Consider the following 11693-nt stretch of genomic DNA (forward strand, 5'->3'; position numbering starts at 1 on the left):
GCCGTTCTCGTGTTGCGCCCTTTTCCTAGATGTTCTAGGTTTGTGCCTAGGAATCCTAGGGAGGGCACGTGGCGCGAGCGGGACTGACGGCCGAGCGCATCACCCGGGCGGCGGCCGACCTGGCCGACGCGGCCGGGTTCGACAACCTCACCGTGTCGGCGCTGGCCCGGCACTTCGGCGTCAAGGACGCCAGCCTGTACTCGCACGTCAGGAACCTGAAGGACCTGCGCACCCGGGTCGCGGTCCTCGCCGCGGGCGAGATGGTCGACCTCATCGCCGCGGCGGTGGCCGGGCGCTCCGGCAAGGACGCGCTCGCGGCCTTCGCGGGCGCCTACCGCGCCTACGCCCTGCGCCACCCCGGCCGGTACGCCGCCACGCAGAGCAAGGTCGACCTCGACCAGGTGGCCGACCTGTCGCCCTTCCTGCGCACCGGCGAGCTGACCTACGGCATGCTGCGCGCCTACGACCTGGAGGAGCCCGACCTGACCGACGCCGTGCGGCTGCTCCGCAGCACGTTCCACGGCTACACCAGCCTGGAGGCCGCGGGCGGCTTCCAGCACTCCCGGGACGTGGACGCGTCCTGGAACCAGGCGATCGAGGCCCTGCACGTGACGCTGACGCACTGGCCGCGGGCGGGCGAGGAGGAACGATGAGAGAAGGCGCCCTGCGCGTCCCCGGCGCGGAGCTGTTCTACGAGGTGCGCGGCGCGGGCCCGATGCTGCTGCTGGTGCCCGGCGGGGGCGGCGACGCCGGCACCTTCGACGGCGTCGCCGACGTGCTGGCCGCGCACTTCACCGTGGTCGCCGCCGACCCGCGCGGCTACTCCCGCAGCCGCCTCGACGCCCCCGGGCCGGTGGACCAGCGGGTGGAGACGCAGAGCGAGGACGCCGCCCGGCTCATCGACCACCTGGGCGGCGGCAGCGCGTACGTCTTCGGCGGCAGCGACGGCGGCATCGTCGTGCTCGACCTGCTGGCCCGCCACCCCGGGCGGGTGCGGCGGGCCGTGGTGCACGAGCCGCCGTGCGTCGCGGTGCTGCCGGACGCCGCCGAGCAGCTCGCGTTCTTCGGCAGGGTGTACGAGATCTTCCGGGCCGAGGGGGTGGCGGCGGCCGGAGCGTATTTTATGGCGGGCATCGGCAACACGCTCGGGCCGATGCCGGACCCGGCGACGCTGCCGCCCAGGGCGGCCGGGCGGGTGACGCGGACCCTGGCCAACGTGCCGCTGTTCATGGAGCACGAGCTGCGCCAGTTCACCGCGTACGAGCCGGACCTGGCCGCGCTGGAGGCCGCCGCCGGCCGCCTGGTCCTGGCGGCCGGGGAGGAGACGCGGGGGCGCCTGCCGTACCGGCCGGCCGCGGAGCTGGCCAGGCGGCTCGGGCTCGAGCTGACGGAGTTCCCCGGCGGGCACGGCGGGTACACCCAGCGGCCCGCCGAGTTCGCCGAGCTGCTGACCCGCGTGCTGCGGGACTGAGGGAGGAAGAGGCGGATGGCGGGACGGGTGTGCGTGGTCACCGGGGCCAACCGGGGGATCGGGCTGGAGGTGGCGGCGCGGCTCGCGCGGGCCGGCGACACGGTGCTGCTGACGGCCCGCGACCCGGCCAAGGCCGAGCGCGCCGCGCGCGGCCTCGCGGGCCGGGTGGAGCCGCGGCGGCTGGACGTGTCCGACGACGAGTCCGTGGCGGAGTTCGCCCGGGGCGTGCGCGAGGCGCACGGGCGGGTGGACGTGCTGGTCAACAACGCGGCCATCCACTACGACACCTGGCAGCGCGCCTCCGGCGCCGACCTCGGCGTGGTGCGCGAGGCCTTGGAGACGAACCTGCTGGGCGCCTGGCGGGTGACGCAGGCGCTGCTGCCGCTGCTGCGCGCCGGGCGGCACGGCCGGGTGGTGAACGTCTCCAGCGAGGCCGGCTCGCTGGCGTCCATGGGGGCGGGGACGCCCGCGTACGCGGTGTCGAAGGCCGGCCTGAACGCGCTGACCCGGATGCTCGCCGCCGAGCTGCGCCGCGACCGCGTGCTCGTGAACGCGGTCTGCCCCGGCTGGGTGGCCACCGACATGGGCGGCCCGGGCGGGCGGCCGGTGGCGGAGGGCGCGGCGAGCGTGTTGTGGGCGGTGGACCTGCCGGACGACGGTCCGACGGGCGGCTTCTTCCGTGACGGCCGGCCGCTGCCGTGGTGACCCGTTGACAACCGGAACGGCCGTTCCGTAGGGTTCAAGCGGATCAGTCGTTCCGGATATTTGGGGGTATGTCATGTCCGCGACTCCGAGCGCCCGCGAGGTGGCCGAACGCTTCCTGGCCGCGGCCACCGGCGACGGCCTCGCCGACCTGTACGCCGAGGACTCCGTCATCGAGCTGCCCTTCAGCCCGGAGGGCCGGCCGCTCCGCTTCGAGGGCAGGGAAGGGCACCGGGCCCGCTTCGCGCGCGCCGCCGGGATGCTCCGCCACGAGCGCACCGCGAACGTGACGATCCACGAGACCACCGACCCCGAGGTGGTCGTCCTGGAGTTCGACCTGCACAGCGTGGTCATCCCCACCGGGCGGCCGGTCGTGCGGACGTACGCGATGGTGATGCGCGTCCGCGACGGGCTGATCACGCACTCCCGCGACTACGCCGACACCCTGGCGGCGGCCGAGCTGACCAGGGAGCTGAGGTCGCTGGTGCCGTAGGCTGCTGCGGTGCCCGATCTTCAGCACACCCACGAGGTGGCCTACGACGGCGACGTCGTCACCAAGCGCTACCTCGGCACCAAGCCGGGCGCGGCCGAGCGGGAGTGGCGGGCGCTGACCCTGCTGGCCGAGCACGCGCCGGGGCTCGCGCCGCGGCCGATCGCGTTCGAGGCGGGCGTGGTGTCCATGAGCCGCCTCGACGGGGTGCCGCTGCGCGGCCTGCCGGCCCCCGGCGAGCACGCCGCCGCCCTGGCCGACGCGCTGGCCGAGCTGCACGCCGCCGTCCCGGCCCGGGTGCTGCGGGACGTCCCGGTGCGGCCCTGGCAGCGCGAGGCGGTCTGCGACTGGATCCGGCTCCAGGGAGCGCGCTGGCGGCCCCGCGGCCCGCTCGCCGACCGCGCCGTCCGGGAGGGGCTGCGCTGGCTGGCGGGCTGGCGGCCGGGCGAGTCCGGCGTCACGCCCGTCTTCGGGGCGGGCGACGGCAACCTCGCGAACTTCCTGTGGGACGGCAGCCGGGTGCGCATCGTCGACTTCGAGGACTCCGGCCGCAGCGACCTCGCCTACGAGCTGGCCGAGCTGGCCGAGCACGTGTCGATGTGGGTGGACGGCGACCTGGAGATCGCCCGCCGCTTCGAGCTGAGCCCCCAGGAGGAGCGCCGGCTGCGCGAGTGCCGCAAGGCGCACACCCTGGTCTGGTTGTTCCTGCTCTCCCACGACGACCCCGCCGACCCGCGCAACCCGCCCGGCACCTTCGATCGCCAGGCCGAGCGGGTGCTGGCAACATTGGGCGCGTGAGACTCGCCGGACCCGACGACCTGACCGCCGTCGAACAGCTCGTGCGCGACGCCTACGAGCCGTGGATCCCCGTCGTCGGCATGCGCCCCCTGCCCATGGACGCCGACTACGGCGCACTCATCGCCGCCCGCCGGGTGCACGTCACCGACGACCTGCGCGGGCTGATCGTGCTCGTGCCCGAGGACGGCGCGCTGCTGGTCGACAACGTCGCCGTCCGGCCCGACAGCCACGGCCAGGGCATCGGGCGCGGCCTGCTGGCCTACGCCGAGCGGGAGGCGCGCCGGCTCGGCCTGCCCGCGCTGCGCCTCTACACCAACGTCAGGATGACGTCCAACATCGCCCTGTACGCCTCGCTCGGCTACGCCGAGACCGGCAGGATCGGCGTCGAGGGCCGCTCGGCCGTCCTCATGCGCAAGGAGCTCAGCCCTGCAGCACCCCCAGCAGGTGGCTGACCTCGCGGGCCACCGCGTCGCGGCCCGCCTTGACGTACTTGCGCGGGTCGACCACGCGCGGGTCGTGCTCCAGGTAGTCGCGGATCGCGCCGGTGAACGCCTTGTTGAGGTGCGTCGCGATGTTGATCTTCTTCATGCCCTGCCGCACGGCCGCCCGCAGCACCTCGTCCGGCACGCCCGACGAGCCGTGCAGCACCAGCGGCACCGGCACCGCGGCCCGCAGCTCGGCGATGAGCTCCAGGTCCAGGACGGCGTCCTTGGTGGTCATGGCGTGTGAGGTGCCGACGGCCACGGCGAGCGCGTCCACGCCGGTGCGCCGCACGTACTCGACCGCCTCGTGCGGCTTGGTGCGGGCGCCCGGCGCGTGCACGCCGTCCTTGCCGCCGACCTCGCCCAGCTCCGCCTCCACCCACACGCCGCGCTCGTGGCACCACGCCGCCACCTCGGCCGTGGCCCGCACGTTGTCCTCGTCGGGCAGGGCCGAGGCGTCGAACATGACCGACCCCAGCCCCAGCCCCACCGCCTCCTCCACCAGCGCGCGGTCGGTGGCGTGGTCGAGGTGCACCGCGACCGGCACCGCGGCGCGCCGGGCCACGGCCAGCGCGGCCAGCGCGACCGGCTCCAGCGCCCCGTGGTAACGCACGCAGTTCTCGCTGATCTGCAGCACGACCGGCAGGCCCAGGGCCTCGGCGCCGGCCACGATGGCACTGGCGTGCTCGAGCTGGATCACGTTGAAGGCACCCACCCCCGCGGGTGACTGCCGGACGAGGTCGCCGATGGCGGCGAGGGGCATGGTCGCTCCTTACGTGATGACGATCTGGGGATGGATGTCGTCGTAGACGCCGCGGTCGAAGTCGCCGGCCACCGGCGCGGCCACCGCCGCCGCCCCGAGCGCCGCCGCCCGCCGCAGCCGCTCCGGCCACGGGGCCGCCTCGACCAGGCCCAGCGCCAGCCCGGCCACCAGCGAGTCGCCCGCGCCCGTCGGGTTGCCGCGCACGGTGTACGGCATCCGCGCCCGGAACGTTCCCTCGCCGGTCACCGCCAGCAGCCCGCCCGCGCCCAGCGACACCACGACCGACTCGGCGCCCTCGCCGCGCAGCACCTCCGCGCCCCGGTCCGGCGGGCCCGGCACGGCCCTGGCCAGCTCCTCGGCGTTGGGCTTGACCACCGACGGGCGGCCCTTCGGCGCGTGCCGCAGCGGGTCGCCGTCGGCGTCGACGATGACGGGCGCCGGCACCAGAGCGCTCAGCGTGGCGTAGAAGTCGGCCGGCACGCCGCGCGGCAGGCTGCCCGACAACACCACCACGTCGGCGCGGGCGGCCAGCGCCGCGTAGTGCCGGGTGAAGGCCGCCAGCTCGTCCGCCGCCACCTCCGGCCCCGGCTCGTTGAACAACGCCGTGCGGGCCGCGCCGCCGGTCTCCCTGACCGCCAGCGTCGTGCGCGAGTCGCCCTCGATCGCGAACACCGCGCTGGGCAGCTCCGCCGCCCGCAGGTCCGCCTCGATCGCCCGCCCGGTCGGCCCGCCGGCCAGGCCGGTGACCAGCACCTCCTGGCCGAGCGCGGCCAGCACGCGGGCCACGTTGACGCCCTTGCCGCCCGCCCGCCGGTGCACCCCGCCGACCCGGTTGACGCCGTCCCAGTCGACGGCGGGCACCTCGTAGGTCACGTCGAGCGCCATGTTGAGCGTCACCGTGAGGATCATCAGGGCTCCGTGATCCAGACGCCGTCCTTCATGACCCCGTCCACCTCCAGCTCGGGCGAGAGCACCACCAGGTCGGCGGCCTTGCCGACGCCGATCGAGCCGATGCGGCCCGCCAGGCCCAGCACCCGCGCCGGCGTCAGCGAGGCCACCTGCACCGCGTCGGGCAGCGACAGGCCCAGCTCGCGCACGGCCCGGCGGAAGGCGACGTCCATGGTCAGCGTGGAGCCCGCGATCGAGCCGCCCTCCACCAGCCGCGCCACGCCGTCGTCCACCCGCACCCGCATCGAGCCGAGCAGGTAGTCGCCGTCGCCCAGCCCGGCGGCCGACATGGCGTCGGTGACGAGCACCGTCCGGCCCGGCCCGGCCACCTCGTACGCCAGCCGCAACATCGCCGGATGCACGTGCACGCCGTCGTTGATCAGCTCGACCGTGACGCGCTCGTCGTCGAGCAGCGCCGCGATCGGGCCCGGCGCCCGGTGCCCGAGCGGCGGCATCGCGTTGTACAGGTGCGTCGCCACGCTCGCGCCCGCCTCGATGCCCTCGATCGTGCGCTCGTAGTCGGCGTCGCTGTGGCCGATCGCGGCGATCACGCCCTCGGCCGCCGCCGATCGGATCGTCTCCAGCGCCCCGGGCAGCTCGGGCGCGATCGTCAGCATGCGCACGTGCCCGCGCCCCGCCTTGACCAGCCCGGCGAACTCCTCCGGCGACGGCTCGCGCAGCAGCGTGGGATCGTGCGCCCCGCACCGGCCGGGCGCGATGTACGGGCCCTCGAAGTGGATGCCCGCCAGCAGCCCCTCCTCGCACAGCTCCGCCAGCGCCGTCGCCGCCCTGGCCAGGCCCTCGGGGGCGGCGGTGACCAGGCTCGCCATCATCGTGGTGGTGCCGTGTCGCCGGTGCAGCGCCACGGCCTGCCGCGCCTGGTCGAGGTCGCCGGTGGGGAAGGAGCCGCCGGCGCCCCCGTGGTTGTGCACGTCGACGAAGCCGGGCACGACGTGCCGCCCGCCCACGCTCAGGCCCGGCCCGGGGGCGCTTCCGGAGCCGACATGCGTGATGCGGCCGTCTTCGATGGTCAGCCACCCCTCGTGCACTCCCTCGGGAGTCACGATCCTGGCGTCGGCGAGAGTAAGGCTCATGGGGAAAGGATCACAGATCGCGTGAGGTGCATGGGCTCGTCGGGGTCGAGGCCGCGGGCGAAGGCGCGGGCGACGGCCACGCGCTGGGCGCGGATCAGCTCGGCCATCGGGTCGAGGTCGCTCTCCACGAACGTCGCGCCGGTCTGCTCGACCTGGGCGCGCAGGCCCTCGGGGGCGGCGCCGAGCATCCAGGTGACGCGGCCGGGCGCGCCGATGCTGATCGGGCCGTGGCGGTACTCCATCGCCGGGTACGCCTCCGTCCAGGAGCGGGACGCCTCGCGCATCTTGAGAGCGGCCTCCTGCGCCAGCCCGACCGTCCAGCCGGTGCCGAGGAAGCTGAACTGCTCGGCCTCGACCAGCTCGGCGGGCAGGGGGTCGGCGACGGCCCGCTCGGCGTCGGCGACGGCCCGGGTGAGGTCCTCGCCGAGCGAGGCGCGCAGCAGCGCGAGCTGCGTGGTGGCGAACCTGGTCTGCACGACCGAGCGCTCGTCGGCGTAGTCGAGCACGATCACTTCGCCGGCGGCCCGCATGATCGGCGTGCGGGGGTCGGCGGTGATGGCGGTGGCCGGCGTGCTGACGCGGGCCAGCAGCTCCAGCACCTCCGTGGTGGTGCCGGAGCGGGTCAGCGCGAGCACCCGGTCGTAGGCGCGGCCGGTGGGGAACTCGGAGGCGGCGAACGCGTCGGTCTCGCCGTGCCCGGCGCGCTCGCGGAGCGCGGCGTAGGCCATCGCGATGAACCAGGAGGTGCCGCAGCCGACCACGGCGACCCGCTCGCCCTCGCGCGGCAGAGCGCCCGCGGGGACGTCGGCGACGGCCCGCCGCCAGCACTCCGGCTGGGACGCGATCTCGGCTTCGGTGTGGGTGGTCACCCGGGGCCTCCCCTAGATTGATTGTTTCTGCTTCGTTTATAGCAGGAAAGCGCAAGATTGGGCAGTGGTGGCTCCAGTCCGCCCGGTGTGCCACGCTTGCTCCTGACCACATCCGCTAGGAGGCCCCGTGTCCCGCTACGACCGCTGGAACGCCATCCTCGAACTGCTCGCGCAGGAGGGCCGGCTGTCGGTGGAGGAGGCGGCGCAGGCGCTCGAGGTGTCCACCGCGACCATCCGGCGGGATTTCGACCAGCTCGCGCAGCAGCAGATGCTCATGCGCACCCGGGGCGGCGCGGTCGCGCAGAGCGTCAGCTACGACCTGCCGCTGCGCTACAAGACCGCCCGGCACGCCGACGAGAAGCACCGCATCGCGGCCGCGGCGGCCGAGCTGGTCCAGCCGGGCGCGGTGGTCGGGCTCAACGGCGGCACCACGACGTCCGAGCTGGCCCGCACGCTGGCCACCCGGCCCGCGCTGGAGAGCGGCTTCACGGTCGTCACGAACGCGCTCAACATCGCCGCCGAGCTGACCGTCCGCCAGCACGTCAAGATCGTGGTGACCGGCGGGGTGGCGCGGCCGCAGTCGTACGAGCTGATCGGCCCGCTGGCCTCAGGGGTGCTGGAGCAGGTGACGCTCGACGTGGCCTTCCTCGGCGTGGACGCCCTCGACGTCGAGGTGGGCGCCTCCGCGCACCACGAGGGCGAGGCCAGCGTCAACAACCTGCTGATCAGCCGGGCCGCGCAGGTCGTCGTGGTGGCCGACTCCTCCAAGGTCGGCAAGCGGGCCTTCTCCCGCATCTGCCCGGCCGGCCAGATCGACACGCTGGTCACCGACGACCGGCTCTCCGACGAGCTGGCGGGCGGGCTCAGCGACGCCGGGGTCAAGGTGGTGCGCGCCTGAGTGCGCGTCCTGGGTATGTAGGGAGCCTCAGGACGTACTCAGGGGGTGTCATGGCGTCGGGGATGGGCGCGGCCCGGCTAGGGCCGGCCGAGCGGGCGGCGGCTCTGGAGCGCATGGCCGCGCGGGAGCTCGACGTGGTCGTGGTCGGCGGCGGCGTGGTGGGGGCGGGCGTCGCGCTCGACGCGGCCACCCGCGGCCTGGACGTCGGCCTGGTCGAGGCGAGGGACTTCGCCTCCGGCACGTCCTCGCGCTCCTCCAAGCTGATCCACGGTGGCCTGCGCTACCTGGAGCAGCTCAACTTCGAGCTGGTGCGCGAGGCGTTGCAGGAGCGCTCGCTGCTGCTCCAGCGCATCGCGCCGCACCTGGTGCGGCCGGTGCCCTTCCTGTTCCCGATGACGCACCACCTGTGGGAGCGGCCATACGTGGGCGCGGGCGTGGCCCTGTACGACACGCTCGGCTTCGCCACCGGCCTGACCAGAGGCGTGCCGGGCCACCGGCACCTGTCGCGCTCGCGGGCGCTGCGGCTGGCCCCGGCGCTGAAGAAGAGCGCCTTCACCGGCGCCGTCCAGTACTGGGACGCGCAGGTGGACGACGCCCGCTACGTGATGACCATGCTCCGTACGGCGGCCACGTACGGCGCGCACGTCGCCCCGCGCACGCAGGTCGTCGGGTTCCTGCGCGAGGGCGAGCGGGTCACCGGCGTGCGGGCGCGCGACCTGGAGACGGGCGCGGAGCTGGAGATCCGGGCCCAGCAGGTGGTCAACGCGACCGGCGTGTGGACCGACGACATCCAGGAGCTGGTGGGCGGGCGCGGCCAGATCCACGTCCGGGCGTCCAAGGGCATCCATCTGGTGGTGCCGCGCGACCGCATCCACTCGCTGACCGGGATCATCCTGCGCACCGAGAAGTCGGTGCTGTTCGTCATCCCGTGGGGCCGCCACTGGATCATCGGCACCACCGACACCCGCTGGACGCTCGACAAGTCGCACCCGGCGGCCTCCCGCACCGACATCGACTACCTGCTCGACCACGTCAACGCCGTGCTGTCGGTGCCGCTGACCCGCGACGACGTGGAGGGCGTCTACGCCGGGCTGCGCCCGCTGCTGTCGGGGGAGTCCGAGGAGACCTCCAAGCTGTCGCGGGAGCACGTGGTCGCGCATCCGGTGCCGGGGCTGGTGATGATCGCGGGCGGCAAGTACACCACGTACCGGGTGATGGCCCGCGACGCCGTCGACGCCGTGGCGCACGGCCTCGACCAGCGGGTGCCGCCCTCGTGCACCGACCGGGTCCCGCTGGTGGGCGCGGAGGGCTACCAGGCGCTGTGGAACTCCCGCCACCGCCTCGCCCACACCTCCGGGCTGCACGTGGCCAGGATCGAGCACCTGCTCCAGCGGTACGGCTCGCTCATCGACGAGGTGCTGGAGGTGATCGAGCGCGACCCGTCGCTGGCCCGGCCGCTGACCGGGGCCGACGACTACCTGCGCGCCGAGGTCGTGCACGCCGCCACGCACGAGGGCGCCCGGCACCTCAACGACGTGCTGACCCGGCGCACGCACATCTCCATCGAGACCTTCCACCGGGGCCAGGCGGTGGCGCAGGAGGCCGCCGAGCTGCTGGCCGGCCCGCTCGGCTGGGACGACGAGCAGGTCAAGCGGGAGGTCGAGTACTTCACCAAACGCGTCGAGGCCGAACGCCGCTCCCAGGAGCAGGACTCCGACCAGGAGGCGGACGCGATCCGGCTGGGCGCGCCGGAGATCGTCCCCGTCGTCCTCCCGGAGTGAGCCCCGAGCCCGGGTGAGGCGGGCGGCCCGGTGCGGCCGCCCGCCCGCCGGATCAGTAGATCGCGGAGTCGTGCACGTCGAGCAGCGGCTCCTTGACGCCGTCGCCCGAGTCGTCGGTCCAGTTGAGGTTGCCGCTGCTGATCAGCGTGCTGCGCACGGCCAGCGCGCCCGCCCGGCTGGTGGGCTTGCGGCTGCCCGCGGTGAGGATGCCGGCCGCGCCCGCCACGTGCGGGCTGGCCATCGAGGTGCCGCTGATCGTGTTGTAGCCGCCGTTGCGCCAGGTCGAGTAGATGCAGGTGCCGGGCGCGGTGATCTCGACGGTGGAGCCGTAGTTGGAGTAGAAGGCCGAGGTGTCGTCCTGGTCGGTCTCGCTGCGGCAGGAGAGCCGGTTGCCGCCGAGGCCGCCGGGCAGGCCGTCGTTGTCGGTCAGCGCCGAGACGGTGACCACGTCGGGGTGGTTGGCCGGGAAGAAGCCGGAGGTGTTGGCGTGGCTGTTGCCGGCGGCCACGACGACCACGATGCCGGCGTTGGTGGCGTTGGTGATGGCGTTGCTGATCGCGCTGCTGGAGCAGCCGCTGCAGCCCAGGCTGAGGTTGATGACCTCGATGGTCGCGGCGCGGGCCACCACCCAGTCGAGGCCGGCGGCGATGGCCGACAGGGTGCCCGAGCCGGAGGCGTTGAGCACCTTCACCGCGTGGATGCGGGCGCCGGGGGCGACGCCGACCGAGCCGATGCCGTTGTCGATGGCGCCGATGATGCCCGCGACGTGCGAGCCGTGGCCGTTGTCGTCGTTGCCGGAGTTGTTGACGCAGAGGCCGGTCTGGCAGTTGGCGCGGGCCACCACGTTGAGGTCGGGGTGGGTGTAGTCGACGCCGGTGTCGACCACCGCGACGTCGGTGTCGACGCGGACGTCGTCCGTGCCGTCGATGTCGAGGTGGGGGTTGCTCGGGCCGAAGATCCGCCGGACGCCGGTGGGGACGGTCTGGGCGAAGGTGTGGACCTCGGCGTCGGGCTCGACGCTGAGCACGTTGGGGTTGCTCTTGAGCTGCTCGGCCGCGGCGGCGCTGAGCTGGGCGGTGTAGCCCTTGAAGGCGTGCTCGTAGACGCCGACGACCTGGCCGCCGTAGCGGGCGGCCTGGTCCTGGGCGAGGCTGCGCGGCGCCTCCCGTGTGAACGGCTTGAGCTGCACGATGTAGGTGCCGTCGGGTGCGGCGGCGGCCGTGGCGCCGAGCGGCGTCAGGGGTAACGCGAGCGCGCCGGCGAGCAATGCGAGCAGGGGGGTGAGTGGTCGCATGGCAGCGTGAGCCCTTTCTCGACGAAGATCGGACACTTGCTGTCAGCAAAGCTTTCACGACTTGTCGGGCATGTCCATGAAGGTGCTGTCCGATAGCCGCTTT

At 74.1% G+C, this 11693-nt stretch carries 13 protein-coding genes; 8 read left to right on the forward strand and 5 right to left on the reverse strand.

Features of this window, described 5'->3' with window-relative positions; genetic code table 11:
- The first annotated feature begins 68 nt into the window (after positions 1–68).
- The 6 genes from MF672_RS15360 (at position 69) to MF672_RS15385 (ending at position 3913) form a co-directional block, all read left to right on the forward strand.
- A complete protein-coding gene (locus MF672_RS15360; RefSeq protein ID WP_242372045.1) occupies positions 69–653 on the forward strand; it encodes a TetR/AcrR family transcriptional regulator in 585 nt (194 codons plus the stop codon).
- Positions 650–1471 (forward strand): alpha/beta fold hydrolase, encoded by an 822-nt coding sequence (locus MF672_RS15365; protein WP_242372044.1) that lies wholly within the window; start codon positions 650–652, stop codon positions 1469–1471. Before MF672_RS15360 ends, MF672_RS15365 begins: the two co-directional genes overlap by 4 nt.
- 15 nt (positions 1472–1486) lie before the next feature.
- Positions 1487–2176, forward strand: coding sequence for an SDR family oxidoreductase (locus tag MF672_RS15370; protein ID WP_242372041.1), 690 nt, complete (start codon positions 1487–1489; stop codon positions 2174–2176).
- A gap of 73 nt (positions 2177–2249) precedes the next feature.
- Entirely contained in the window at positions 2250–2666 is a 417-nt protein-coding gene (locus MF672_RS15375; RefSeq protein ID WP_242372040.1) for a nuclear transport factor 2 family protein, read from the forward strand.
- 9 nt (positions 2667–2675) lie between these two features.
- A complete protein-coding gene (locus MF672_RS15380; RefSeq protein WP_242372039.1) occupies positions 2676–3461 on the forward strand; it encodes a phosphotransferase in 786 nt (261 codons plus the stop codon).
- Positions 3458–3913 (forward strand): GNAT family N-acetyltransferase, encoded by a 456-nt coding sequence (locus MF672_RS15385; protein WP_242372038.1) that lies wholly within the window; start codon positions 3458–3460, stop codon positions 3911–3913. The genes MF672_RS15380 and MF672_RS15385 overlap by 4 nt, the downstream gene beginning before the upstream one ends.
- Here the strand turns inward: MF672_RS15385 and MF672_RS15390 are convergent.
- Genes MF672_RS15390 through MF672_RS15405 form a run of 4 tightly spaced genes read right to left on the reverse strand, consistent with a single transcriptional unit; the run spans position 3882 to position 7617 of the window.
- A complete protein-coding gene (locus MF672_RS15390) occupies positions 3882–4706 on the reverse strand; it encodes a class II fructose-bisphosphate aldolase (protein WP_242372037.1) in 825 nt (274 codons plus the stop codon). The two genes, MF672_RS15385 and MF672_RS15390, sit on opposite strands and share 32 nt — an antisense overlap.
- A 9-nt stretch (positions 4707–4715) precedes the next feature.
- Positions 4716–5615: a 1-phosphofructokinase family hexose kinase gene (locus MF672_RS15395; RefSeq protein WP_242372036.1), complete on the reverse strand. Its 900-nt coding sequence runs from the start codon at positions 5613–5615 to the stop codon at positions 4716–4718.
- The gene (nagA, locus tag MF672_RS15400) at positions 5615–6748 is read right to left on the reverse strand and encodes an N-acetylglucosamine-6-phosphate deacetylase (RefSeq protein WP_242372035.1); all 1134 of its coding nucleotides are present in this window, start codon (positions 6746–6748) and stop codon (positions 5615–5617) included. Before nagA ends, MF672_RS15395 begins: the two co-directional genes overlap by 1 nt.
- Positions 6745–7617, reverse strand: coding sequence for an SIS domain-containing protein (locus MF672_RS15405; RefSeq protein ID WP_242372034.1), 873 nt, complete (start codon positions 7615–7617; stop codon positions 6745–6747). Before MF672_RS15405 ends, nagA begins: the two co-directional genes overlap by 4 nt.
- A gap of 127 nt (positions 7618–7744) precedes the next feature.
- Between MF672_RS15405 and MF672_RS15410 the strand changes: the two genes are divergently transcribed.
- Entirely contained in the window at positions 7745–8515 is a 771-nt protein-coding gene (locus MF672_RS15410) for a DeoR/GlpR family DNA-binding transcription regulator (RefSeq protein ID WP_242372032.1), read from the forward strand.
- 50 nt (positions 8516–8565) lie between these two features.
- The gene (locus MF672_RS15415) at positions 8566–10296 is read left to right on the forward strand and encodes a glycerol-3-phosphate dehydrogenase/oxidase (protein ID WP_242372030.1); all 1731 of its coding nucleotides are present in this window, start codon (positions 8566–8568) and stop codon (positions 10294–10296) included.
- A gap of 52 nt (positions 10297–10348) precedes the next feature.
- On the opposite strand, the gene MF672_RS15420 is transcribed toward MF672_RS15415, so the two are convergent.
- Positions 10349–11590: a S8 family serine peptidase gene (locus tag MF672_RS15420; protein WP_302893215.1), complete on the reverse strand. Its 1242-nt coding sequence runs from the start codon at positions 11588–11590 to the stop codon at positions 10349–10351.
- Between the last annotated feature and the right edge of the window lie 103 nt (positions 11591–11693).

The organism is Actinomadura luzonensis (assembly GCF_022664455.2).
Taxonomy (GTDB): domain Bacteria; phylum Actinomycetota; class Actinomycetes; order Streptosporangiales; family Streptosporangiaceae; genus Nonomuraea; species Nonomuraea luzonensis.

Excerpts from the sequence above, each read along its gene's own strand:
- MF672_RS15370 (WP_242372041.1), top strand. The coding sequence starts at position 1,487 with ATGGCGGGACGGGTGTGCGTGGTCACCGGGGCCAACCGGGGGATCGGG.
- MF672_RS15415 (WP_242372030.1), top strand. The coding sequence starts at position 8,566 with ATGGCGTCGGGGATGGGCGCGGCCCGGCTAGGGCCGGCCGAGCGGGCG.
- MF672_RS15390 (WP_242372037.1), bottom strand. The coding sequence starts at position 4,706 with ATGCCCCTCGCCGCCATCGGCGACCTCGTCCGGCAGTCACCCGCGGGG.
- nagA (WP_242372035.1), bottom strand. The coding sequence starts at position 6,748 with ATGAGCCTTACTCTCGCCGACGCCAGGATCGTGACTCCCGAGGGAGTG.
- MF672_RS15420 (WP_302893215.1), bottom strand. The coding sequence starts at position 11,590 with ATGCGACCACTCACCCCCCTGCTCGCATTGCTCGCCGGCGCGCTCGCG.
- MF672_RS15395 (WP_242372036.1), bottom strand. The coding sequence starts at position 5,615 with ATGATCCTCACGGTGACGCTCAACATGGCGCTCGACGTGACCTACGAG.
- MF672_RS15365 (WP_242372044.1), top strand. The coding sequence starts at position 650 with ATGAGAGAAGGCGCCCTGCGCGTCCCCGGCGCGGAGCTGTTCTACGAG.
- MF672_RS15375 (WP_242372040.1), top strand. The coding sequence starts at position 2,250 with ATGTCCGCGACTCCGAGCGCCCGCGAGGTGGCCGAACGCTTCCTGGCC.